The sequence below is a fragment of the Flavobacterium sp. RSP46 genome (genome assembly GCF_003984825.1).
Lineage (GTDB): Bacteria > Bacteroidota > Bacteroidia > Flavobacteriales > Flavobacteriaceae > Flavobacterium.
Genome location: NZ_RYDM01000002.1, coordinates 306,140 through 331,006, shown reverse-complemented (window position 1 = coordinate 331,006; position 24,867 = coordinate 306,140). Strand labels below are relative to the sequence as shown.

Sequence of the window (24,867 nt, the reverse complement as noted above, 5' to 3'; positions counted from 1 at the left end):
TTTGCCGGATTTTCTACCTGGTTTAACTGGCGAAAAGTGTTTACAGTATTGAAATATTCTTTGTTTTAAATGTTTACAAATGTAAATGCAAAGATGTTTACTTTTGTAAATCAAATAAAATGGTATGAATTTAGAAGAATTATTCGATCAGTTTAAGGAAGAATCCGTTCGTGGACGGTACGTCACTTTAACATCAATCGAGCCTTTGTTGCAAAAATTAAACACGAACAATCAACTTCAAATTATAGGAAAATCAGTTCTTGGAAAATCTATTTATTCGTATGAAATTGGAAAAGGAAAAACGAGAATTTTTCTGTGGTCCCAAATGCACGGAAATGAAAGTACAACTACAAAAGCGCTATTCGATTTTTTTAATGTACTGCATAGTGGTTCTGCATTAGCACACCAATTATTAGACTTCTTTACTTTTTACACCATTCCGATGTTGAATCCTGACGGTGCAACATTATACACAAGAGAAAACGCCAATAAAGTTGATTTAAATCGCGATTCGCAAGCGCTGACACAACCAGAAAGCAAGCTGTTAAGGGCAGCTTTTGATTCCTTTGAGCCTGATTATTGTTTTAACTTGCATGATCAGCGTACTATTTTTGGTGTAGATGATACCGGGAAACCTGCAACAGTATCTTTTTTAGCACCTTCCTATAATGAAAATCGAGATATAAATGAATCTAGGTTGAAAGCGATCAACTTGATTGCCGGAATAAATGAGGATTTACAGCGTTATCTTCCCAATCAGATTGGGCGTTTTGATGATTCGTTTAATATAAATTGCATTGGAGACACGTTTCAGTTTTTAGGAGTGCCCACTTTATTGTTTGAAGCGGGTCATTTTGAGAATGATTATCAAAGGGAAGAAACACGAAAATACGTTTTTATGAGTTTAATTTCAAGTTTTAGGATACTCTCCGAAAACGTTATAGTTGATAATGGAATTGACAAATATTTGAGTATTTCTCAGAATAAAGTCGTTTTTTATGATTTTATGTATAAAAACATCAAAATAAATTATGATGGTATCGAAATTATCACCAATTTTGCAGCACAATACAAAGAAGAGCTAATTGAAAATCAGGTCTGTTTTAATGCCTATGTTTCACAAATAGGCGATTTGGAGGATTATTTTGGTCATTTCGAATATGATGCTAAAGGAGCTTTATACAAAGATGATCATAACGATATTCCTAAATTGAATCAAAAAGCTGATTTTTATTTAGATAATAACGTGAAATTTGTTAACGGAATGATAAAAATATAATATTTACGTCTTTTTGTTGTTTTTATGTATATTTTTATACTTTGTTATAGTAATTAATAATATTAATTAAAGAATTATGAGTAAGTTTCGTTTAGATGAAGTAGATCACCAGATTTTAGATATGTTGATAGACAACACAAGAGTTCCATTTACGGATATTGCAAAAAAATTATTGATTTCAGCAGGAACTGTGCATGTTAGAGTGAAAAAAATGGAAGATGCCGGTATTATCATGGGATCCTCATTAGTGCTTGATTATGATAAATTAGGCTATTCTTTTATTGCTTATGTTGGTGTTTTTCTAAATAATACGTCTCAAACGAAGTTTGTTTTGGAGCGTATCAACGAAATTCCTTTTGTAACAGTAGCTTCAGTCACCACTGGGAAATTTAATATTTTTTGTAAAATTAGAGCAAAAGATACCAAGCATGCTAAAGATGTGATCTTTATGATTGATGATATTGATGGTGTTTATAGAACCGAAACAATGATTTCCCTTGAGGAAAGTATAAATGATAAGAAGCGTTTGATGCATACTATTTTCAAAAATATGTAATTACTCACTCTTGAATGCACTATATTATAAATATAACCTCAAGTTAGTTCTTGAGGTTTTTTTATGAAAAATTAACTAAACCAACAACCAACTACAACAAAATTATGTACACACTACCCAAACTTGAACGTTTTAATCAAGATGTCCTCTCTAAATATCACATTTATAATAGTGTTTTTATAACATTGCCATTTCACTCCATAGATAATACGGGAGCTTTACTTCCTTTGTTTGCAGATATTTGTGATACAGGATTTAAAAAGCAAGAAACTCCAAAAGAAATTTTTGATTTTTTTGCCAAAAGGTATTTACATGATCCTTCAGAAACAGAAAAAATTGATATTATGTTTCGTTTTATTCAATATATCGAACGCCAAATTGTTTTGTTTGATGCTATTGAAGATGCTGCTTTTCCAGTTGTTAATAATATGGAAGGACGAGGATCTTTAAGAGATATCAAAGAAAAATCAGATGCAAAAGACAAGGAAGAGGAATTGATTGATTTTCTGGAAGATTTCAATGTAAGGACAGTTTTGACGGCGCATCCTACGCAATTTTATCCGGGAGCAGTTCTTGGGATAATTACTGATTTGACCGAAGCGATTCGGAAAAATAACTTGCTTGAAATTAAACAGTTACTGGCTCAATTAGGAAAAACGCCTTTTATTCAAAACGAAAAACCAAATCCTTTTGACGAAGCAGTAAGTTTGATCTGGTATCTTGAAAATGTTTTTTATCAAACTTCAGGCGAGATCGTGCAGTATTTGCAAAAAAACATTTTTAACGGCAACTCCATAAAGAATCCTTTGATTAAACTTGGATTTTGGCCAGGCGGCGACCGTGATGGAAATCCATTTGTGACTACTGAAATAACGCTGAAAGTAGCGGAACGTTTGCGAACTTCTATATTGAAGTGTTATTATATCGAAATTAGAAATTTAAAAAGAAAACTAACCTTCTCTGGTGTAGATACTTTAGTGACTGAATTAGAACAAAAACTTTATAGGTCTGTATTTTATTCTACAGGAGAAATTTTCATTACTTTGGATGAATTCAAATCACAATTAAATAAAATTAAACAAATAATTATCGACCAGCATCAATCGTTATATTTAGATGAATTGGACGCGCTATTAATAAAAGTAAATTTATTTGGATTTCATTTTGCGTCATTAGACATACGTCAGAACAGTAAAATTCATGATGCTGTGTTCAAAGATATAGTGGATTTTTATTTAAAAACAAATCCCTCTGTTTTTCCGAAAAATTATTTTGAATTAACAGAAAAAGAAAAGTTTACGATTTTATCAAATGTAAGTGAGAATCTTGATGCTACTGTGTTTTCAAATGAAATGTCGCGTTTGACAATCGAATCCATTCAAACGATAAAAACAATTCAGGAAAAAAACGGAGAATTTGGCGCTAACCGTTACATTATCAGTAATAATGAAAGTGCACTTAATGTGATGGAGACCTTTGCGTTATTTCGTTTGAGCAATTGGGAAAATCCTCCCGTTGATATTATTCCGCTTTTTGAATCGGTTAATGATTTGCAAAATGCACATGCTATCATGGAAAAATTATATACTAATCCTGGTTATGCAAAACATTTAACGAACAGAGATAATAAGCAAACAATCATGCTTGGTTTTTCTGACGGTACAAAAGACGGAGGATATTTGATGGCGAATTGGAGTATTTACAAGGCCAAAGAAGAACTTACTGCAATTTCCAGAAAATATGGTGTAAAAGTAATTTTCTTTGATGGTCGAGGCGGTCCACCAGCGCGCGGCGGAGGGAAAACACATAAGTTCTATGCTTCATTGGGGCCTAATATTGAAAATAACGAAATTCAGGTTACTGTACAAGGTCAAACGATTAGTTCTAATTTTGGGACTTTGGATTCCTGTCGCTACAATTTAGAAAATTTATTGAGTGCCGGAGTAACCAATCAGGTTTTCAGCAAAGGTCAAAATGAATTGACTTTGGACGAAAAAAACATAATGGATCAATTAGCTGGTTTAGGATATGAGAAATATTTAAGCTTTAAAAATCATCCAAAATTTATTCCTTATTTAGAGCAGATGAGTACGTTGAAGTATTATGCTAAAACAAACATAGGAAGTCGTCCTTCTAAAAGAAGTAAATCAGAACATTTAGATTTTGCTGATTTACGAGCGATTCCTTTTGTAGGTTCTTGGAGCCAATTGAAGCAAAATGTACCCGGGTTTTTTGGTGTAGGTACAGCTTTAAAACATTTTGAAGATACAAATCAGTGGGATAAAGTTCAGGATTTATACGATAATTCGTTGTTTGTTAAAACCTTATTAGAAAACAGTATGATGTCATTGGCCAAATCATTTTTCCCATTGACTGTTTACATGAGAAAAGATCCTGAATTTGGAACATTTTGGCAAATTATTTATGATGAATTTTTAGAAACAAAAAGATTACTTTTAAAAATTGCAGGTCATAAAGAGCTTATGGAAAATTATCCAGATGGTAAAGCATCAATTCAAATAAGAGAACGTATAGTACTGCCACTATTAACAATACAACAATATGCTTTATTGCGTATCAATGAATTAAATAAAGAAAATACCCCTGACGAAGCTTTGATACAAGTATACGAAAAAATTGTAACCCGTTCCCTTTTTGGAAATACTAATGCCAGTAGAAACTCCGCTTAAACGATAAAATATGAAGTCAACTCAATTACCCGAAAACGAATATGCCTCTTTTTATACTCCGTATATAAATGCTTTGGGAGACGTAAATTTGATGGAAGAATTAGAAATTTCATTACATGATTTTATCCATTTTATTCAAAACATTCCAATGGATAAATTTGATTATAGATATGCGCAAGGGAAGTGGAATATCAAGGAAATTATTCAGCATGTAATTGATACGGAGCGCATATTTGCCTATCGTGCGTTGCGAATTTCAAGAAATGACCAAACAGCTTTGCCTGGTTTTGATGAAAATGATTATGTAAATAATACTGAAGCTGCCAATAGAAGTATTCAAGATTTACTAACTGAATTCTCAGCGGTGCGACATTCGAATTTATTTCTTTTCAAAAGTTTATCTGAAGAGCAATTAAAGAGAATTGGAACTGCCTCAAATACTGCTGTTTCAGTTCGAGCCATAGGTTTTATTATGATTGGACATCAAAAACACCATCAAAAAGTTTTTGAAGAAAGGTACTTATAAATTATTGAAAACAAGTCGACCAAATTTTCAACTTGTTTTCAAAAGACATAGTATTTACAGGATTTGTGGAAGGCATCATATAATATGTGATGCCTTTTATTTGACCAAATTTTTTTAGAAAGTATTTATGACTTTCTTTTCCGTTAAAAATAATTTTTGTGATGCCGGGAAATTCTTTAAACAATGTTTCAAAATCAGTTTCTTCTTGGTTTTTGATGGGAATATTTCAGTTTCAGAATTTACAAAATCCAGAAAGGATTGTATCATATTAAGGTTTAAAGTATAGCTTTTTCTTTTTCGAGTATGGCTAATGCTAACCGGATTTTTCCGTAGTCTATTTTTTCTTCAAAATAATCAAAATAAGGTTTTAAGGCATTTGGTGATTCCAGTTTTATTTGCGCTTCAGCAATTTGAGAAACTTCTTCTTTTGAGATAAGCGAATCCAAATCTATATTAGCTCCATCAACATACAGTTTTGCTAAATGAGACATAATTGTACTTAAACCTAATTTTCTTTTTTGGGCAATTCCCTCTACAGAGAATCCGGTAGTATAAAGTTCTAATGTTTCTTTGTAGGTTGTGGCTTCTTTTTTCTTTTTAGCGCCTTTTGCTTTCTGGAAATCTTGGATAACTTTTATAAAAGCATCGCCATATTTTTCCAGTTTTGCTTTACCAACGCCGTCAATTGCCAATAATTCTGTTTCGCTCATCGGTCTTTCAATTTCCATTTGGCGTAAAGCCGCATCACTGAAAATCACATAAGCCGGTACAGATTCTTCCTTAGAAATTTCGTACCGTAGTTTACGTAAAGTTTCAAAAAGTGAATTTGCAACGGATTTGGTTTGTTTAATTTCTTGCTTGTCGATATTGATTTTTTGAACTGTGGTCAGTTGTACTTTCTCACCTTCAAATAATACTTTTTTTGCAAAGGCTGTCAATTTGATTTTGTTTTGCTGGTGAAAAGCAATTTCACAATAGCCCAAATTGATCAATTGTATCAAATATTGATTCCAGTCATACCATGATAAATTAGCACCAACACTGTATGTTTTCAGGTTTTGGTATTCTTTTTCATAAATATATGCATTTTTTGAACCGCGTAAAAAGTCAATGATTACTGGTAATGGTTCTATTTCCTTCAACCGAATAATTGCCGATAAAGCTTTTTGAGCGATGACCGTTCCATCAAAAAAAAGTGGTGGATTTTTACAAATATCACAGTTTCCACAATTCTCTGTGACAAGTTCGCCAAAATAGGAAAGCAATATTTTTCTGCGACAACTCAACGCATCGGCATATTGTTTCATTCGTTCTAATTTGGCCAGTTGCACTTCAGCATTCAAACCTTGAGAGGCAAATTTTTGCAACTGAATCAGATCACCATAACTTTCGAATAATACCGTTTCTGATGGTAATCCATCGCGACCGGCACGACCAATTTCCTGATAATAGCCTTCAATATTTTTAGGTAAGTTATAATGAATGACCCAGCGTACATTGGATTTGTCAATTCCCATTCCAAAAGCAATGGTAGCACAAATCACCTGGCAATCATCATTGATAAATTCATCCTGTGTTTTAGAACGAATTTTCGTGTCTAAACCTGCGTGATACGCTTTGGCATTCACGCCTGTTTTTTGTAGTTTTTCAGCCAATTCTTCTGTTGTTTTTCTGCTTAAACAGTAGATAATTCCCGATTCATTGGGCTTTTCTAGGATGAAATCTATAATTTGTTTGACTCTGTCCAAAGCGGGACGCACTTCTAAACTTAAATTTTTTCGATCAAAAGAAGCAACAAATATTTTTGGATTTATCAAATTTAATTGTTGGCTAATATCTTTACGTGTAGCCTTATCAGCCGTTGCAGTTAAAGCTAATATTGGAGTAGAAGGGAAGCGCTTTTTGAGGTATCCTAAATTAGTATATGCAGGACGAAAATCATGTCCCCAAGCTGAAATGCAATGTGCTTCATCAATAGCAATTAAACTTATGGTCAAACTATTGAAAAGATTATCCAGAAACGACAGGCTTTCCGGAGCGATATACACTAATTTAATCACATTCGATTTTAACCTTTCGATATAAAACTGACGTTCATTTTCAGTTTGGCTACTGTTGATGAAACAGGCTTCAATACCATTTGCTTTCAGACTATCTACCTGATCTTTCATCAAAGCAATCAGTGGAGAAATTACGATTGTAATTCCCGGAAAAACCAATGCGGGCAATTGAAAACAAATTGATTTTCCTCCACCTGTAGGCATAATTGCCAATGTATCCTGTCCGGAAAGTACACAATTTATTATCTCTTCCTGGTTTGGGCGAAATTTTTCAAAACCAAAGTTTTCTTTGAGTTTGGCATATAAAATTTGATTAGTCATTTTGGCGTATATTTAGAAGTCTAAAGTTATAAAAAAAGGAACTCGTGAATGAGTTCCTTTTAATAAATATATTTGAGAAGGGATTAATTAATCCTCTTCATCGTCATCGTCATCATCTGAAAAATCTTTTTCGTCTGCATCTTCATCATCATCTCCTGAATCAGTATCTGGTTTATCATTAGCATCATCCTCGTCATCATCATCCATATCGTCCTCTAAATCAAGCCCTTTAATTGGTTCAACAACTTCATCGATGATTATTTCATCATCTTCATCATAATTTTCAATTCTATCAGCCAGTTTTGTGCTCACTTTTACTAAATAAATGGTATCTTCAGTTCGTACTTCAACTGCTTCAACTAATTCATTTTTAGCGTTTCTAAAACTAATAATATTTGAATCATCATAACCATCTGGAAATTTATCAACCAATAGGTTTAAAATTTCATTGGTAAGTTTGGCGTAATCTACAATTACTCTTTTCATAAAATATTCTATAAATCTAATAAATAAGCGAAAATTAAAGGAGCTACAATGGTAGCATCGGACTCAATAATGAACTTAGGGGTTTTAATGTCTAATTTACCCCACGTAATTTTTTCATTTGGCACCGCTCCAGAATACGAACCGTAACTGGTTGTTGAATCTGAAATCTGACAGAAATAACTCCAGAAAGGAATGTCATGCATTTCCATATCTTGGTATAACATTGGTACTACACATATTGGAAAGTCTCCAGCAATACCACCACCAATTTGAAAGAAACCTACACCATTTGTACTGTTTTTAGGATACCAATCAGACAAGAAGACCATATATTCGATACCGGATTTCATTGTTGAAGCTTTTAAATCTCCTTTTATTACATAGGATGCAAATATATTTCCCATGGTACTATCTTCCCATCCCGGTACAATGATAGGCAAATTTTTCTCAGCGGCTGCATACATCCAGCTGTCTTTTAGGTCAATTTCATAATATTCTTCAAGAACACCTGAAAGCAACATTTTGTACATAAACTCATGCGGAAAATATCTTTCGCCTTTATCATCTGCATCTTTCCATATTTTGTAAATGTGTTTTTGCAAACGACGGAAAGCTTCATGCTCCGGGATACAAGTATCAGTTACACGATTTAATCCTCTTTCTAATAAATCCCATTCGTCCTGTGGAGTCAAATCACGGTAATTAGGAACTCTTTCATAATGAGAATGAGCGACTAGATTCATCACGTCTTCTTCGAGATTTGCACCAGTACACGAAATAATATGCACTTTGTCCTGACGAATAATTTCAGAAAAAATCTTACCAATCTCGGCAGTACTCATAGCTCCAGCCATGCTCACCATCATTTTTGCACCATTGGCTAATTGTTCTTCATATGCCTTAGCGGCGTCAACTAAAGATGCAGAGTTGAAATGCAAATAATGCTTTTCTATAAACTGACTGATTGGTCCTTTGCTCATTTTTATTTATTTAAATACTTAGAAATCAATTCGTTAAAATTAGTATTTCAAATTTAACGAATTTTTATATTGAATAATTGTTATTTATTTTTTGTCGTACCCTAATATTTTCAAAACATCGTCGGATGTTTGTTGTTCGGAGAAAACCTCAGTAGCTAAAATACCATTTTCGTCTCTGTCTATTAATATGTGTTTGGGTTGCGGAATCAAACAGTGATGCAAGCCACCGTATCCGCCAATCGTTTCCTGATAAGCCCCAGTATTGAAAAATCCTATGTATAACGGTTTTTCTTTGTTGTATTTGGGGAGATAGATTGCGTTCATATTTTGCTCGGAGTTGTAATAATCATCGCTGTCGCATGTCATTCCTCCTAATAAAACTCTTTCGTAAGTTTCATTCCAGCGATTCACAGCCAGCATGATAAAACGTTTGTTTATAGCCCAAGTGTCCGGTAGCGTTGTGATGAAAGAGGAATCAATCATGTTCCACTTTTCTCTGTCATTTTGTTGTTTTTGATACAATATCTGGTATATTGCACCGCCACTTTCTCCTACTGTGAAGGACCCGAATTCAGTGAAAATATTTGGAACCTCAACCTCGGCTTCATCGCAGGCAATTTTGATTTGATTGATAATTTCGTCAATCATATATTGATAATCGTACTCGAATGCTAATGAATTTTTGATCGGAAAACCACCGCCAATATTCAGTCCATCAAGTGTAGGGCACTCTTTTTTTAATGCAATATAAACTTTGATACATTTTACTAATTCATTCCAGTAATAGGCATTATCATTTATTCCTGTATTGATAAAAAAGTGCAACATTTTTAGTTCCAATTTTTTATTTTCCTGAATTTGTTTTTTGTAAAAATTGACAATGTTTTTATACCCTATTCCTAATCTTGACGTGTAAAACTCAAATTTAGGTTCTTCCTCAGCAGCAATACGAATTCCAATTTTGAATTTCCCTTTTATTTGTTCTTGTAAAAGATCAAGCTCTTCATAATTATCAATAATTGGAATTGCATTTTTATGTCCATTATTTATTATTCGGGCTATATTTTCAATATACTGATCTCTCTTAAAGCCATTGCATATCACATAGGTGCTTTTATTAATTTTTCCGTTTGCCAGTAAGTTCTCAACAATATTGATATCAAAAGCAGATGACGTTTCAATATGAATGTTATTTTTAAAGGCTTCATTCATTACAAATTCAAAATGAGAACTTTTAGTACAATAGCAGTAGTAATATTTTGCCTCGTATTTGTTTTTCTCCATCGATTTACGAAACCAGCTTTTGGCTTTGTTAATGTTGTTGGAAATTTGAGGTAAGTAGGTGAATTTTAATGGAGTGCCATATTGTTCTACCAATTTCATTAAATCGATATTATGAAACTGAAGGTTGTCTTTGTTTAAAGTAAATTCTTCCTGTGGAAAATAGTAGGTTTGATTGATTAAATCAGAATATTTTGTATTCATTAGATGTCATAAATTTATAGATTAAAATATTGTAAAATAAAGAAACCCATAATTCAAACCCGAATATTTGCATAGATAATCTGAAGTTTTTCGTGATCTGCTTTCATGTATTGAAAAATATCAAAACTAAAGTTTCCTTTGATAGAATAAAAACGTTTCAATATTCTTAGAAAAGAGATATTGTTTCGGGTTTTATTACAACTATAATTTTGTTTGTTTTGACTTTTTTTCATTACTGCAAATGTAAAAAATATTATATACGTAATGCAATCCTTTTTATAAAAAATAATTAAGATTTATAATCCTGAAAGGCTTTAAGAATTAATTCATTTTCAACCATTTGATTGATTTTTATTTTTCCGATACCTTCTATCAATGCGAACTGGATGTTTCCATATTCGTTTTTTTTGTCGTGAATCAGTAATTCTAAGATTGGTTTGATATCATTTTCTTCAAAAACGATGTCGGTATAGATAGCCTTTATACTGGATTTTATCTGAGAATATTCTTCTATATTGATCAGTTTTTTATGTAGTGAAAGGTAACTCTCTAATATCATCCCAACGGCTATGGCTTCACCGTGCAATAAAGTTGTTTTGTTATCATTTTCCAAAAAATAACTTTCAATGGCATGACCCAGTGTGTGACCAAAATTCAACGCTTTTCGGATATTTTTTTCGGTTGGATCTTGCAGCACAATTTCATTTTTTATCTCGACTGAACGGTAAATTAATACATCAAAATCAGCAAAATCTATAGTCTTTAAATCTAAAAATTGCTCCCAATATTCTTTATCATAAATCAAACCGTGTTTCAGCATTTCGGCAAGACCGGAACGCATTTCGTTTTGTGGCACTGTTTCTAAATATTGAGTATCAATAAGCACCATTTTAGGCACATTAATAACACCGATTTGGTTTTTTAAATTTCCTAAATCCACCCCGTTTTTACCACCTACAGAAGCATCAATCATTGCGAGTAAAGTGGTTGGAACGTGAATAAAATCAACACCGCGTTTGAAGGTTGATGCTACAAAACCACCTAAATCAGTGACAACGCCACCGCCTAAGTTAATGATAAGACTTTTTCTGTCAGCCCCAAGTTCCGTGAGTACTTTCCATATTTGGACGCAAGTCTCAATATTTTTATTTTCTTCTCCACAATCAAATTCAATGATTTCAATTATAAGATCAGTTTCCAGAACAGGAAGAAAATGGGGCAGACAAAACTCATTAGTATTGCTGTCAACAATAATAAATAGGTTGGAGTATTTATTTTCTTTTAAATGAAGGTTTATTGCTTCATATCCTTTTTCGTTAAAATGTATCGGGTAACTGTTGGCTTGAATTGATTGCATCTGTATGGATTAATTGGAACCGCAAAATAAGGCATTTTTTGCTAAATAATATTCAAAACTCTGTCTATATTTGTACAAAAATCTAACAAATAATGGAAAAAATATTCAATAATACTCAAGTTGCCTTTTCATTAAAAAGTGATACGGAACTTGACAGAGCTTATTTTCTTTTCAAAATGATTGCTAATCAGCCTCTGGTACGTATTGGAACTGCGGTTACAAATTTTGCCCTTAAAGCCAATCTTCCTGTTGAAGGTTTGATTCGCGCTACGGTTTTTGACCATTTTTGTGGTGGGATAAATGAAGTGGACTGTCTTTCGGTGGTAGATAAAATGTATACCAAAGGAGTTTCCTCTGTTTTGGATTATTCTGTAGAAGGAAAAGAAGCCGAAGATCAATTTGATGCCGCGCTTGAAATGACCTTGAAAACTATTGAATTTGCCAGAGAACGCCAAGCCATTCCTTTTGCCGTTTTTAAACCAACCGGTTTTGGACGTTTTGAATTATATGAGAAATTGGGCAAAAAACAAACATTGACTCCAGAAGAACAGGCAGAATGGAATAGAGTGATGGCTCGTTTTGATTTAGTTTGTAAAGATGCCCATTCTAAAAATGTTGCTCTTTTGATAGACGGTGAAGAAAGTTGGATGCAAGATGCGGCTGATGATTTAGTGACCGAAATGATGCGCAAATACAATAAAGAAAAAACCATTGTTTTCAATACGTTGCAAATGTACCGTTGGGATCGTTTGGATTACTTGAAAAAATTACATGAACAGGCTATAAAAGAAGGTTTTTTTATCGGAATGAAATTGGTTCGTGGTGCGTACATGGAAAAGGAAATTGTTCGGGCTGCTGAAAAAGGATATCCATCACCAATTTGCGCTTCAAAAGAAGCTACGGATGAAAATTATGATGGTGCTGTGCGCTATATGACGGATCATTTAGAGGTAATGTCTGTTTTTGCAGGTACCCATAATGAGTCCAGCACTTATACGCTAATGGAATTAATGACGGAGAAAGGAATAAAAACTAATGATGACAGAATCTGGTTTGGACAATTGTATGGTATGAGCGATAACATCAGCTACAATATGGCCGCTAATGGCTATAATGTTGCTAAATATTTACCTTTTGGTCCAGTAAAAGATGTGATGCCGTACTTAATTCGTCGTGCGGAAGAAAATACTTCCGTAGCGGGACAAACGAGTCGTGAATTAGAAATGATAAAAGCAGAACGCAATCGAAGAAAAGGGAAGTAGGAAAGTGGTCAGTGATCAGATTTTAGTATTCAGTTATATTAGAATTTATAAAAAGTTTTAATAAAAAACTCCATTCAGCTTATTGAATGGAGTTTTTTAATGTCAAATTTATGAAATCTAAAAATTGCTAAACTGCAGATTACTTAAATTTTTATAAATCCCATTTTCTAGAGCGATTAATTCCTGATGTGTTCCTTGTTCTGTGATTTTTCCTTTATCCAAGACCAAAATTTGATCCGCACTGCGAATCGTCGATAGGCGGTGCGCTATTATAATACTAGTTCTTCCTTGCATTAAAATCTCTAAGGCTTCCTGAACTAGTTTTTCACTTTCACTATCTAATGATGATGTGGCTTCATCCAGAATTAAAATACTTGGATTTTTCAATAATGCTCGGGCTATGGCAATACGTTGTCGTTGTCCGCCGGAAAGTTTAATACCTCTTTCTCCCACAATTGTTTCAAATTTTTCAGGGAAACTTTCGATAAAATTATAGGCATTGGCTTGTTTTGAAGCAGTAACAATTTCTTCTTCGGTAGCATTGGGATTTCCATAAGCAATATTCTCTCTGATGGTTCCGCCAAATAATATTACGTCTTGCGGTACAATACTCATGTTTCCACGAAGACTTTCTAAATCAAAATCATAAATATTTTTTCCGTCAACCAATATTTCTCCTTCGTCAATAGTATAAAAACGCAATAATAGGGAAGCAATAGTAGATTTTCCGGTTCCGCTTGGTCCGACAATAGCAATTTTTTGACCAAAATTAGCGGTAAAACTAACGTCTTTTAATACTTTAATTTCTTTTCTGGAATGGTAACTGAACGCTACATTCTTGAAAGTGACATTGCCTTTTATTTTTTCAATTGCAGCCGGATCACGCACCGAATTAATTTTTTCAGGAGTTTCATCTAATAATTCAAAAACACGTTCGGTTGCGCCAATCGCTTTTTGGATTTGGGCATATAGTTCCGCAATTCCGCCAAAAGAAGCACCTACAAATGTAGAATACAACACAAACGAAATCAATTGGCCAACGCTCATTTCTCCACTAATACTCAATCGAACACCAAACCAAACTACGGCAACAATAGCTCCAAAAAGACAGAAAATAATGAATGAAGCAAAATACCCTCGGTATTTCCCGCCTTTGATGGCAATTGCAACCACTTCTTTTATTTTTCCGTTGTAACGGGCAATTTCGTACCACTCATTGGCAAAAGCCTTAACAATACTGATGCCTTGCATGGTTTCTTCAACAATTACTTGACTTTCGGCCACTTTATCTTGAACATTTTTTGAATATTTCCTGATGAATCGCCCAAAAATAACCGCAGCAACGGCCACTAGTGGCACTACGGACAACATCAATAATGTCAATTTGATGCTTTCATTGGCCAATAAAAGAACGCCACCAATAATTAAAATGAATTGTCTTAAGAATTCGGCTATAGTAGATGTTAAAGTATCTTGTATCTGGGTAATATCTGAACTGATTCTACTGTTTAATTCGCCAACACGTTTTTGCGAGAAGAAAGACATAGGTAGTTTTACCAAATTGCTGTACAGTGATAATCGTAGATTAGCTAAAGTATTCTCCGTAAAATTGACAAATAAATACAATCTAAAAAACGAAAAAATGGACTGAAGAAATAAGATTACAATTAAACCACCCGCAATCATGTTAGCTTGAGTATTGTCTTTGTTTTTCACACAATCAATTAGCATTCCCATCAACTTAGGAAAAGCAAGAGCAGTCGCTCCAGTGAATAATAAAAAAACTAATCCTACATAAAATTTCCATCGGTGATTTCCTGCATATTGAAATATTACAGTTGCTTTTTGGAGTGAACTTGCAGTAATTTTTGATTTTGGTAAATCGTTTTCTTTGAACCTGGCCATTATCTATTGTTTATGTCGCAAATGTAAGACTATAGCGAATGAATACAAAAAAATACTAGTTTTTCATTACAAAGATAAAGTGCTATTATAGAGCACGAAAGAAAACTGAGTCACTATTTTATTGATTTTTTTTACTTTTTTGCTTGCAGATACGATTTCTAGCTGTATATTTGCACTCGCAATAAGGATATGAAAATATCTGCATTGTTTAGGGCAATTAGCTCAGCTGGTTCAGAGCACCTCGTTTACACCGAGGGGGTCGGGGGTTCGAACCCCTCATTGCCCACCATAAAGGACAAGGAAGAAAAATTCTTCTTTGTCCTTTTTTTATTTGAAAAATTTTTTAGCAGTCTGACTGAATCAAAAACTAACACTTCCTCCTATTTATCAAAGACATTTCATAGGTAATATTTACCCATGCGAATCAAGTGTTGAAAAAAGCTAAAAAAAAAGAAAGATATATCTTTCGAATTATTTGTAGGAAGATAAAATTAATTTGCTTTTACTTTGGCATAATGATTGTCTCTTTTAGGGTTGTACAAATTATTAGTGTCATACAACGATTTTATTTAAATTAATACTATGATATCATATATTTACTTGGCAAATGAAAATTTTTAATGACAAAAAGACTTAAATAAATATATGTCAAATCATAAAATACTTACTATTGACAATCTGTCACTTCAGGAATTTGATTCGGAAGCAGATTTAATTCCACTTTTGACTCCCGAAGACGAGGAGGAAATGAACAATGAGGCTTTACCTGAATTATTGGCTATATTGCCCTTGCGGAATATGGTTTTATTTCCAGGAGTTGTAATCCCAATTACTGCGGGACGCGATAAATCGATTAAATTGATCAATGACGCTAACGCTGCAGGGAAAACTATTGGAGTTGTTGCTCAAATCAATGAGGAAGATGAAGACCCAACCAAAGCAGATATTCATAAAATAGGTACGGTAGCCCGTATTTTACGTGTACTGAAAATGCCTGACGGGAATATAACGGTAATTCTTCAAGGTAAAAAACGTTTTGAGATTGAGACTGTTATTGATGAAACATCTTATATTACTGCAAAAATCAAGGAAGTTCCAGAGAAAAGACCTAAGAAAAACGATACTGAATTTGTTGCCATTCTGGATTCAATCAAAGAATTAGCGATTCAGATTATAAAAGAAAGTCCAAACATTCCCAGTGAAGCTACTTTTGCCATCAAGAATATTGAAAGCCAATCGTTTTTAGTCAACTTTGTGACTTCGAATATGAATTTGACAGTTAAAGAAAAACAAGATTTATTGGCGATTAATGAATTGAAAGAAAGGGCTTTAGAAACGCTTCGCTACATGAATATTGAGTTGCAAAAACTCGAATTAAAAAATGATATTCAGTCTAAAGTTCGGTTTGATTTAGACCAACAACAGCGTGAATATTTCCTGCACCAGCAAATGAAAACCATTCAGGAAGAATTAGGTGGCGTTTCTCAGGAAGAGGAAATGGACGAAATGTTACAGAAGTCCTTGACCAAAAAATGGGACGAGAAAACCAAAAAACATTTTGATAAGGAATTGTCTAAAATGCGTCGCATGAATCCCCAAGCGCCTGATTTTGGTATTCAAAGAAACTATCTGGAGTTGTTTTTGGAATTGCCTTGGAACGAATATTCTAAAGATAAATTCGATTTAAAAAGAGCACAGAAAATATTAGATAGAGATCATTTTGGTCTTGAAGATGTTAAGAAAAGAATGATAGAACATTTGGCAGTTTTAAAATTGCGAAATGATATGAAATCCCCAATTATTTGTTTGACAGGACCTCCCGGAGTTGGAAAAACATCTATTGGACGCTCTATTGCAGAAGCTTTAGGCCGAAAATATGTTAGAATTTCTCTTGGTGGGTTGCGTGATGAAGCGGAAATTCGCGGACATAGAAAAACGTATATAGGTGCCATGCCTGGACGAATTATCCAAAGCTTGAAAAAAGCCGGAACCTCAAATCCTGTTTTTGTTTTGGATGAAATCGATAAATTATCAAACAGCAACCAAGGTGATCCGTCATCAGCATTATTGGAAGTTTTAGATCCGGAACAAAACAATTCTTTTTATGATAATTTCCTTGAAATGGGATATGATTTGTCTAAAGTGATGTTTATTGCTACATCGAATAATATGGCTGCGATTCAACCTGCGTTGAAAGACAGAATGGAAATCATCAAAATGTCAGGCTATACGATTGAAGAAAAGGTAGAAATTGCACGTCAGCATTTGTTTCCAAGACAATTGAAAGAACATGGTTTGACAACCAAAGATTTAACTATTGGTAAAAAACAATTAGAAAAAATTGTCGAAGGATACACACGTGAATCCGGAGTTCGTGGCCTAGAAGCTAAAATTGCTCAAGTAATCCGTAACGCAGCAAAATCCGTTGCAATGGAGGAAGCGTATAATAAAAAAGTAACGGATGACGATATCATAAAAACGCTAGGTGTTCCAAGGCTAGAAAGAGATAAATACGAGAATAATGATGTTGCCGGAGTAGTAACTGGTTTGGCCTGGACCTCTGTTGGCGGTGATATTTTGTTTATAGAATCGTTGCTTTCCCCAGGAAAAGGAACCATGACAATTACCGGAAACTTGGGTACAGTAATGAAAGAATCTGCCACCATTGCTTTAGAATATATTAAGGCCAATGCATCATTTTTAGGATTGGATTCAGAGCTGCTTTCTAAATATAACATTCACTTACACGTTCCGGAAGGAGCCACTCCAAAAGACGGACCAAGTGCAGGAATTGCAATGCTGACGTCCTTAGTTTCGTTATTTACACAAAAACGAGTGAAGAAAAACCTAGCCATGACAGGAGAAATTACTTTACGTGGGAAAGTGTTGCCAGTAGGCGGAATCAAAGAAAAGATTTTGGCTGCAAAAAGAGCCAATATTAAAGAAATTATTCTGTGTCATGAAAATAAGAGTGATATTGATGAAATAAAACCTGAATATCTGGAAGGACTTTCTTTTCATTATGTAAAAGAAATGAGCGAAGTATTGAAATATGCTCTAACTGATCAAAAGGTTAAAAACGCTAAGAATTTGTAATAAAAACAAATTCTAAATTTAAAATCCAACTTCTAAAACTTGATTTTCAAGCAAAGGAATTTGGATTTTTTTATTTGTAATTACCAGTTTTAAAGTTGCCATTTATTGTATTTATAATTTTATCTTCGCAGTTGCGTTTTACTTATACAAACTCCAATTTAAAGCATGCTAAAAAAACTATATCTGTACTCTTTTCTTTTTGTTTGTGCTGTGTCTTACAGTCAAATAGGAGGGAAGTACACCTATCAGTTTTTAAATTTAGTGACCTCACCAAGACAGGCAGCTTTAGGCGGGAAAGTGATTACAATTTATGATGAGGATGTCAATCAGGTCCATTTTAATCCGGCGACTATAAATGCAGAAATGGACAATCATCTGGCTTTGAATTACGGGAGCTACTTTAATGAAGTGACTTATGGAACTGCTTCGTACGCGTATACATACGATCGTCATTTACAGACCTTTCAGGCGGGTGTAAATTATGTAAATTATGGTAATTTTGAAGGATTTGATGAAAATGGCCAGCCTACGGCAGCATTTACTGGAAGTGAAATAGCGCTTTCTTTCGGGTATGCCTATAATATTCCCTATACGAATATTCATATTGGTGCGAGCGCTAAATTGATTTCTTCAAATTTAGACATTTATAATTCTTTTGGTGGTGCGTTAGATATAGGCGCTCTTTTTATTGATGAAAAAAATGATGTCAATTGGGCTTTGGCCATTCGAAATATAGGCACACAGTTTTCAACGTATAATGGTACAAATGAAAAACTGCCACTAGAAATAATCGCAGGAGTGTCACAGGAATTAGAAAATGTCCCTATTCGCTGGCATCTTACTTTAGAGAATTTACAGCAATGGAATATTGCTTTTTCAAATCCAGCTAGAGCTACATCTTCATTTAATGGAGAATCAACCGAAGAGAAGGTGTCATTTGTAAATAATGCTTTGCGTCATGTAATTATGGGAGTAGAGCTTTTTCCTAAAAGAGCCCTTAATTTGCGATTGGGATATAATTTTAGACGAGCCGAAGAATTACGTATTGTCGAGCAACGTAATTTTTCAGGAATTTCATTGGGTTTTGGACTTAAATTAAATAAACTTAAATTTAATTATTCATATTCAAGATATACCTTAGCAGGAAATACAAGCCTTTTTGGATTGACAATTAATTTTCAAGAATGATTTTGATATAACATTGAACTTTAAATTTTACATTTTGAACAAAAAAATCACCATTGCGATTGACGGTTTTTCATCAACCGGAAAAAGTACTTTAGCCAAACAACTCGCAAATCATTTTGGATATGTATTTGTAGATACTGGAGCAATGTATCGTGCCGTTACTTTTTTTGCGATGCAAAAAGGATATGTTAGCGCCACTTTTTTTGATAAACAAGCATTGATTAATAGTTTATCAAATATTAAGTTGCAGTTTAAATTCAATACTGATTTGGGTTTTGCCGAAATGTATTTGAATGATGTGAATGTCGAAACTGAAATCAGAACGATTGAAGTGTCTAGTTTTGTCAGTAAAGTAGCCGAAGTTTCTGAGGTTCGCAGTAAATTAGTCGAACAGCAAAAAGAAATGGGAAAAGACAAAGCAATTGTTATGGACGGCAGAGATATAGGTACCGTTGTTTTTCCGGATGCCGAGCTTAAAATATTCATGACCGCCAGTGCAAGCACAAGAGCAAAAAGACGCTATGACGAGTTAGTTCAAAAGGGCGATAGTATCACGTATGAAAAAGTTCTCAAAAATGTAGAAGAGCGGGATTATATTGATACTCACCGGGAAGATTCTCCCTTGATAATGGCCGATGATGCGATAGAAATTGACAATTCACATTTAAATCGTAAAGAGCAATTTGAGCTTGTTTTAGAATTGGTAAATGAAATTACTAAAACGATATAATTAGTTGCAGATTTAATTTTTAATAGTAGATTTACGCCTTGTAAATTTTTTAAAATAAAAAAAACAATTCATCGCATGGGAATTAAAAATAGATTGGTAATAATGAGTTTTCTTCAGTTTTTTGTTTGGGGAGCTTGGTTGATTACCATTGCAAATTATTGGTTTGGCACCAAGAATTGGGAAGGAACTCAATTTGGATTGGTTTTTGGAACTATGGGAATTGCTTCTTTATTTATGCCGACACTAACCGGAATTATTGCTGATCGATGGGTAAATGCTGAGAAATTATATGGAATTCTTCATATTTTGTATGCTGCAGTATTATTTTTTATCCCACAAGTTACTACTCCGGAAACCTTTATTTATAGTATGCTTTTAGCAATGTGTTTTTATATGCCAACGATTGCTTTGAGTAACTCAATTTCTTACACGGCTCTAAAATTAAACAATAAAGATGTAATCAAAAATTTCCCTCCAATACGGGTTTGGGGAACAATCGGTTTTATTGTTGCTATGTGGATCACTAATTTGACCGGAAATAAAGCAACGGAATATCAATTTTATATTGCAGGTTTAGCAGCGGTACTTTTGGGAATTTACTCTTTTACGTTACCCAAATGTAAACCGCAGCGCTTGTCTAAAGAGAATGCTTCTGTGATGGAAACACTAGGATTAGAATCCTTTAAGTTATTCGCAGATTATAAAATGGCTTTGTTCTTTGTTTTCTCCATGTTTTTAGGAGGCGCTTTACAATTAACAAATGCGTACGGAGATGTTTTCTTGGATGAATTCAAACATTTTCCAAAATATGCTGATTCTTTCGTAGTGGAATATTCAACTATTATCATGTCGATTTCTCAAATATCGGAGACTTTATTTATTCTTGCGATTCCTTTTTTTCTAAGACGTTTTGGTATCAAACAAGTGATGTTGATCAGTATGCTGGCTTGGGTATTGCGTTTTGGATTATTTGCTTACGGCAATCCTACAGACGGGTTATGGATGATTATTATGTCCTGTGTGGTATACGGAATGGCATTTGATTTCTTTAATATATCAGGATCATTATTTGTTGAAACCACCACAGATCCAAAAAATCGTTCTTCGGCACAAGGATTGTTTATGATGATGACCAATGGTTTTGGAGCGGTTTTAGGAAGTTTTACTTCGGGATGGGCTATTGATAAATATTTTACTAAATCATTTAATAATACTACAGATTTGGCTGGTTTTCTGGAAACAGAAACGACGAATTCAAAGATGTTAGAATTTGTGACTGCTCAAGGGAATACAATTACATCAGACGGTTTGTTTAGTAAAGCCATTTTTATGAAAGACTGGCATACCATTTGGTTGGCTTTTGCTATGTATGCACTGATAATTGCCTTGGCTTTTGCCGTTTTATTCAAGCACAAACACAATCCTGTAGATTTTGAAAATGTAAGTCATTAGAAATAAAATAATAAGTATTACTATAACTCGATAACTGAAAGATAGATATCGGGTTTTTTTATGCTGAAAAACCAATTGAAGTTAAATAGCCCCGATTGAAATGGAAATCCTCCCGATTTTTTCGGGAGATCACTTCAGTTAGCTTATGTTTTTATTGGAGCTCTGTGAACTTCGTTTGTAACGAAAAGCGGAGTTGTGTTGCATTTGTGTAAAAAAACAAATGAATTTTGTTAAATTAAAAACGACAATAAGCAAAGAGGTTATTTTTTTATTATGCTAGCTCATTTGTACTATTTAATTTTTTTGTAAATTTGTGATTATGAAAAATATTTCAAATACTAACCAAAGAGTACAATTTGCTTTAAAGCAAATGAAAAAAGTAATGCCTTCTGTTAAGGTACAAGTAGCTGTTTATGAAGAAAACTTGAAATTGGGAAAAAATCAAAAAAAGCCCATTATAGCTCCACAATTCAAGAATGTCTAAGCCTGTGTTGCTTATCATAGCAGGATGCAATGGGTCTGGAAAATCAACTTTTTCTAAACCGCTAGCTCCTGACAATTTTACTCCTTTTGATTATGATTATCAATTTTTAAGATTCTATAATTCTTTGATTGATTCAGACCTGAAAGAAGCAATGGCTCATAGGATGGCATTTAATGAGTTAGAAAGCCAGGTAAAAATAGCAATCGATAACAAATCCAGCTTTTGTTATGAAACTAACTTCAATTCGACACCTCTTCATTGGCCTGAAATATTTAAAAATAATGGATATGATTTGCATCTTATCTTTCTGTGTCTAGACTCCATACAAGAAGCTAAAAAAAGGGTAGCCATCCGAGTTGAAAATGGAGGACATTATGTGCCTGAAAATGAAATAGAAAAGCGATATAATGATGGATATAATAATTTAAATTCTTTTTTCAATTATTTTGACTACATAGATTTATTCGATTCGTCAAAATACCTCAAGCATCCAACCCATATTTTATCAATTGAATCAGGAAAAGTTTCTTCAATAACAAAAATACCTGATTATTTGAAATCTTTGATTCCAGATATAATTAAAAAGAGAAACTAAATTAGCTGATGTTTTACAAGTTGCTATCACACGAAAGGATTTGTGTGATAGCAGATAAGAGGCAAGAGAGATTTTGTATGATAATTGTACAGAGAAAAATAAGTTGATTTATTTTTTTATTTCAACTAAAGCTTTGTTTTTTAGGATGCATTTTTTTTTGAAATCCTAAAAGTCGTAACTAGCCCCGAGTGAAGCGGTATCCTTTTATACAGTATCCAGCCTTCAAAAGGCTGGATACTGTATAAAAGATATAGCGGAAAGCGGGAGTAATCGTCATAAAAACCCCAAAACGTACTGCTCCTAAAAACCAAGACATTATCGTATTTAAATTATTTTGCAAATTAAGATAAATGTGTTACTTTTGCAGTCCTTTTGGTGAATAAGAGTTTCCTTTAGGTATTACTTAATTATACAAACAACTTCTGTTGTTTTCTAGCACATTAAGAAACTCGAGAGAATACAGAATACAAATTTTCAATCAGCATGTCTGAACAAGTAAAATCACAAGAAGAGTTTTTAGCAAATTTTAACTGGCACAACTTTGAAGAAGGTATTGATGCAGTGGATCAAAAAAACTTATTAGAATTTGAAGAACTAGTTTCAAAAACATTTATCGCTACGGATCAAGAAGAAGTAGTAGATGGAACAGTTGTTAGAATTACAGATAGAGACGTTATTGTTGATATCAACGCAAAATCGGAAGGCGTTATTTCATTGAACGAATTCCGTTACAACCCAAGCTTAAAAGTAGGTGATACTGTTGAAGTATTAATTGACATCCGTGAGGATAAAACAGGTCAATTAGTATTGTCTCACAGAAAAGCACGTACTATCAAATCATGGGATAGAGTTATTTCGGCTAACGAAACAGGAGAAATCGTTAATGGTTTTGTAAAATGCAGAACTAAAGGTGGTATGATCGTTGACGTTTTCGGAATTGAAGCGTTTTTACCAGGATCTCAAATTGATGTTAAACCAATTAGAGACTACGATGTATATGTAAACAAAATGATGGAATTCAAAGTGGTAAAAATCAACCACGAATTCAAAAATGTTGTTGTTTCTCATAAAGCGCTTATTGAAGCGGATATCGAAATCCAGAAAAAAGAAATCATCGGTCAATTGCAAAAAGGACAAGTATTAGAAGGTGTTGTTAAAAACATTACTTCTTATGGTGTCTTTATTGACTTAGGTGGAGTTGATGGATTGATTCACATTACTGACCTTTCTTGGTCAAGAATCAACCACCCATCTGAAGTATTGGAATTAGACCAAAAATTAAATGTTGTAATCCTTGATTTCGATGACGAAAAAACAAGAATTCAATTAGGATTGAAACAATTAAACGCTCACCCTTGGGATGCTCTAGATGCTAAATTAGCAATTGGAGACAAAGTAAAAGGTAAAGTAGTTGTAATAGCTGATTACGGTGCATTTATTGAAGTGGCTGAAGGTGTTGAAGGTTTAATCCACGTTTCTGAAATGTCTTGGTCTACTCATTTACGTTCTGCTCAAGATTTCGTTAAAGTAGGAGATATTGTTGAAGCAGTTATCTTAACATTAGACAGAGATGACCGTAAAATGTCATTAGGTATCAAACAATTGTCTCAAGATCCTTGGACTGATATCACTTCTAAATATCCTGTAGGTTCTAAACATTCAGGTATCGTTAGAAACTTTACAAACTTTGGTATTTTCGTAGAACTAGAAGAAGGAATTGATGGATTGATTTACATCTCAGACCTATCTTGGACTAAGAAAATCAAACACCCATCTGAATTTGTAAATGTTGGTGAAAAATTAGATGTAGTAGTATTAGAATTAGATGTTGATGGACGTAAATTATCTTTAGGTCACAAACAAACTACTGCTAATCCTTGGGATCAATATGAAGATTCATTTGCAGTTGGAACAATCCATAACGGTGAAATCTCTGAAATTGTTGACAAAGGAGCTACTGTAGAATTTGGTGATGATATCGTTGCTTTCATTCCTACACGTCACCTTGAAAAAGAAGACGGAAAGAAATTGAAAAAAGGCGAAACAGCTGATTTCAAAGTAATCGAATTCAACAAAGAATTCAAAAGAGTGGTTGCCTCTCACACTGCTATCTTCCGTGAAGAAGAAGAGAAAAATGTGAAAGCAGCTACTGAAAACACATCATCTTCAGCATCTACAAACAATGCTTCGGCATCAACTTTAGGTGATAGTAATGATGTATTAGCAGCATTAAAAGCTAAAATGGAAAAATCAGAGAAAAAATAATTTCTTGATTTTTTTGAATATAGAAAGCTCCACAGTAATGTGGGGCTTTTTTTTGCTTCCTTTTTAAGGAGCATAGCATATAAGTTCACCATCCACAATCGTCCCGCTGTTCGCAGTATCTTTTTATTGTGCAGTACTAATTTTTAAAAA

The 24,867-nt window shown here is 33.6% G+C and carries 19 protein-coding genes and 1 tRNA gene; 13 read left to right on the top strand and 7 right to left on the bottom strand.

The features are described from left to right. Positions 1-124: 124 nt before the first annotated feature. The 4 genes from EKM01_RS05645 to EKM01_RS05630 all read left to right on the top strand — a co-directional run bounded on the left by EKM01_RS05645 (position 125) and on the right by EKM01_RS05630 (position 5,051). Positions 125-1,279 carry a M14 metallopeptidase family protein gene (locus EKM01_RS05645; protein ID WP_126561558.1) on the top strand — a complete coding sequence of 385 codons (1,155 nt, stop codon included), beginning with the start codon at positions 125-127 and terminating at the stop codon, positions 1,277-1,279. Between the two features lie 76 nt (positions 1,280-1,355). Beyond that, on the top strand, positions 1,356-1,835 hold the full coding sequence (locus tag EKM01_RS05640; RefSeq protein ID WP_072943262.1) for an Lrp/AsnC family transcriptional regulator: 480 nt from the start codon (positions 1,356-1,358) through the stop codon (positions 1,833-1,835). 104 nt (positions 1,836-1,939) lie between these two features. Further along, on the top strand, positions 1,940-4,525 hold the full coding sequence (locus EKM01_RS05635) for a phosphoenolpyruvate carboxylase (protein WP_126767321.1): 2,586 nt from the start codon (positions 1,940-1,942) through the stop codon (positions 4,523-4,525). Between the two features lie 10 nt (positions 4,526-4,535). After that, positions 4,536-5,051 (top strand): DinB family protein, encoded by a 516-nt coding sequence (locus tag EKM01_RS05630; protein ID WP_126459538.1) that lies wholly within the window; start codon positions 4,536-4,538, stop codon positions 5,049-5,051. Between the two features lie 275 nt (positions 5,052-5,326). Here the strand turns inward: EKM01_RS05630 and recQ are convergent, their stop codons facing one another. The 6 genes from recQ to aroB all read right to left on the bottom strand — a co-directional run bounded on the left by recQ (position 5,327) and on the right by aroB (position 11,740). Next, complete coding sequence (recQ, locus tag EKM01_RS05620; RefSeq protein ID WP_126767318.1) at positions 5,327-7,432, bottom strand: DNA helicase RecQ; 2,106 nt, start codon at positions 7,430-7,432, stop codon at positions 5,327-5,329. A gap of 87 nt (positions 7,433-7,519) precedes the next feature. Continuing rightward, positions 7,520-7,918, bottom strand: coding sequence for a DNA primase (locus EKM01_RS05615; RefSeq protein ID WP_126459544.1), 399 nt, complete (start codon positions 7,916-7,918; stop codon positions 7,520-7,522). A gap of 8 nt (positions 7,919-7,926) precedes the next feature. Continuing rightward, the gene (locus tag EKM01_RS05610) at positions 7,927-8,898 is read right to left on the bottom strand and encodes a deoxyhypusine synthase family protein (RefSeq protein WP_126459548.1); all 972 of its coding nucleotides are present in this window, start codon (positions 8,896-8,898) and stop codon (positions 7,927-7,929) included. Between the two features lie 84 nt (positions 8,899-8,982). Further along, entirely contained in the window at positions 8,983-10,383 is a 1,401-nt protein-coding gene (locus EKM01_RS05605; protein ID WP_126459553.1) for an arginine decarboxylase, read from the bottom strand. Between the two features lie 53 nt (positions 10,384-10,436). Beyond that, on the bottom strand, positions 10,437-10,616 hold the full coding sequence (locus EKM01_RS05600; protein WP_126568883.1) for a hypothetical protein: 180 nt from the start codon (positions 10,614-10,616) through the stop codon (positions 10,437-10,439). 56 nt (positions 10,617-10,672) lie between these two features. After that, a complete protein-coding gene (gene aroB, locus EKM01_RS05595) occupies positions 10,673-11,740 on the bottom strand; it encodes a 3-dehydroquinate synthase (RefSeq protein ID WP_126767315.1) in 1,068 nt (355 codons plus the stop codon). A gap of 92 nt (positions 11,741-11,832) precedes the next feature. Here aroB and EKM01_RS05590 point away from each other — a divergent pair, with 92 nt between their 5' ends. Next, the gene (locus tag EKM01_RS05590; RefSeq protein ID WP_126767312.1) at positions 11,833-13,002 is read left to right on the top strand and encodes a proline dehydrogenase family protein; all 1,170 of its coding nucleotides are present in this window, start codon (positions 11,833-11,835) and stop codon (positions 13,000-13,002) included. 117 nt (positions 13,003-13,119) lie between these two features. On the opposite strand, the gene EKM01_RS05585 is transcribed toward EKM01_RS05590, so the two are convergent. Further along, positions 13,120-14,907: an ABC transporter ATP-binding protein gene (locus EKM01_RS05585; protein ID WP_126553307.1), complete on the bottom strand. Its 1,788-nt coding sequence runs from the start codon at positions 14,905-14,907 to the stop codon at positions 13,120-13,122. 211 nt (positions 14,908-15,118) lie between these two features. On the opposite strand from EKM01_RS05585, the gene EKM01_RS05580 reads away from it, so the two are divergent. The 8 genes from EKM01_RS05580 (at position 15,119) to rpsA (ending at position 24,717) form a co-directional block, all read left to right on the top strand. Then, positions 15,119-15,196 (top strand) — tRNA-Val (locus tag EKM01_RS05580). Positions 15,197-15,552: 356 nt separating this feature from the next. After that, complete coding sequence (gene lon / locus EKM01_RS05575) at positions 15,553-18,003, top strand: endopeptidase La (RefSeq protein ID WP_126767309.1); 2,451 nt, start codon at positions 15,553-15,555, stop codon at positions 18,001-18,003. Between the two features lie 165 nt (positions 18,004-18,168). After that, positions 18,169-19,191 carry a type IX secretion system protein PorQ gene (gene porQ / locus EKM01_RS05570; protein WP_126767306.1) on the top strand — a complete coding sequence of 341 codons (1,023 nt, stop codon included), beginning with the start codon at positions 18,169-18,171 and terminating at the stop codon, positions 19,189-19,191. A 34-nt stretch (positions 19,192-19,225) separates the two neighbouring features. Next, positions 19,226-19,921 carry a (d)CMP kinase gene (gene cmk, locus EKM01_RS05565; RefSeq protein ID WP_126451449.1) on the top strand — a complete coding sequence of 232 codons (696 nt, stop codon included), beginning with the start codon at positions 19,226-19,228 and terminating at the stop codon, positions 19,919-19,921. A 75-nt stretch (positions 19,922-19,996) separates the two neighbouring features. Next, a complete protein-coding gene (locus EKM01_RS05560; protein ID WP_126767303.1) occupies positions 19,997-21,373 on the top strand; it encodes a nucleoside permease in 1,377 nt (458 codons plus the stop codon). 319 nt (positions 21,374-21,692) lie between these two features. Next, complete coding sequence (locus tag EKM01_RS14540; protein ID WP_158616090.1) at positions 21,693-21,857, top strand: hypothetical protein; 165 nt, start codon at positions 21,693-21,695, stop codon at positions 21,855-21,857. Further along, a complete protein-coding gene (locus tag EKM01_RS05555) occupies positions 21,850-22,452 on the top strand; it encodes a zeta toxin family protein (RefSeq protein ID WP_126767300.1) in 603 nt (200 codons plus the stop codon). The genes EKM01_RS14540 and EKM01_RS05555 overlap by 8 nt, the downstream gene beginning before the upstream one ends. 483 nt (positions 22,453-22,935) lie before the next feature. After that, positions 22,936-24,717 carry a 30S ribosomal protein S1 gene (rpsA, locus tag EKM01_RS05550; protein ID WP_126561562.1) on the top strand — a complete coding sequence of 594 codons (1,782 nt, stop codon included), beginning with the start codon at positions 22,936-22,938 and terminating at the stop codon, positions 24,715-24,717. Positions 24,718-24,867: the final 150 nt, after the last annotated feature.

Coding starts and splice junctions, on each gene's coding strand:
- EKM01_RS14540 (WP_158616090.1), top strand. CDS start 21,693: ATGAAAAATATTTCAAATACTAACCAAAGAGTACAATTTGCTTTAAAG.
- EKM01_RS05635 (WP_126767321.1), top strand. CDS start 1,940: ATGTACACACTACCCAAACTTGAACGTTTTAATCAAGATGTCCTCTCT.
- EKM01_RS05600 (WP_126568883.1), bottom strand. CDS start 10,616: ATGAAAAAAAGTCAAAACAAACAAAATTATAGTTGTAATAAAACCCGA.
- EKM01_RS05610 (WP_126459548.1), bottom strand. CDS start 8,898: ATGAGCAAAGGACCAATCAGTCAGTTTATAGAAAAGCATTATTTGCAT.
- EKM01_RS05630 (WP_126459538.1), top strand. CDS start 4,536: ATGAAGTCAACTCAATTACCCGAAAACGAATATGCCTCTTTTTATACT.
- EKM01_RS05590 (WP_126767312.1), top strand. CDS start 11,833: ATGGAAAAAATATTCAATAATACTCAAGTTGCCTTTTCATTAAAAAGT.
- aroB (WP_126767315.1), bottom strand. CDS start 11,740: ATGCAATCAATTCAAGCCAACAGTTACCCGATACATTTTAACGAAAAA.
- lon (WP_126767309.1), top strand. CDS start 15,553: ATGTCAAATCATAAAATACTTACTATTGACAATCTGTCACTTCAGGAA.
- EKM01_RS05585 (WP_126553307.1), bottom strand. CDS start 14,907: ATGGCCAGGTTCAAAGAAAACGATTTACCAAAATCAAAAATTACTGCA.
- EKM01_RS05615 (WP_126459544.1), bottom strand. CDS start 7,918: ATGAAAAGAGTAATTGTAGATTACGCCAAACTTACCAATGAAATTTTA.
- recQ (WP_126767318.1), bottom strand. CDS start 7,432: ATGACTAATCAAATTTTATATGCCAAACTCAAAGAAAACTTTGGTTTT.
- porQ (WP_126767306.1), top strand. CDS start 18,169: ATGCTAAAAAAACTATATCTGTACTCTTTTCTTTTTGTTTGTGCTGTG.
- EKM01_RS05605 (WP_126459553.1), bottom strand. CDS start 10,383: ATGAATACAAAATATTCTGATTTAATCAATCAAACCTACTATTTTCCA.
- EKM01_RS05560 (WP_126767303.1), top strand. CDS start 19,997: ATGGGAATTAAAAATAGATTGGTAATAATGAGTTTTCTTCAGTTTTTT.
- EKM01_RS05555 (WP_126767300.1), top strand. CDS start 21,850: ATGTCTAAGCCTGTGTTGCTTATCATAGCAGGATGCAATGGGTCTGGA.
- rpsA (WP_126561562.1), top strand. CDS start 22,936: ATGTCTGAACAAGTAAAATCACAAGAAGAGTTTTTAGCAAATTTTAAC.
- EKM01_RS05645 (WP_126561558.1), top strand. CDS start 125: ATGAATTTAGAAGAATTATTCGATCAGTTTAAGGAAGAATCCGTTCGT.
- EKM01_RS05640 (WP_072943262.1), top strand. CDS start 1,356: ATGAGTAAGTTTCGTTTAGATGAAGTAGATCACCAGATTTTAGATATG.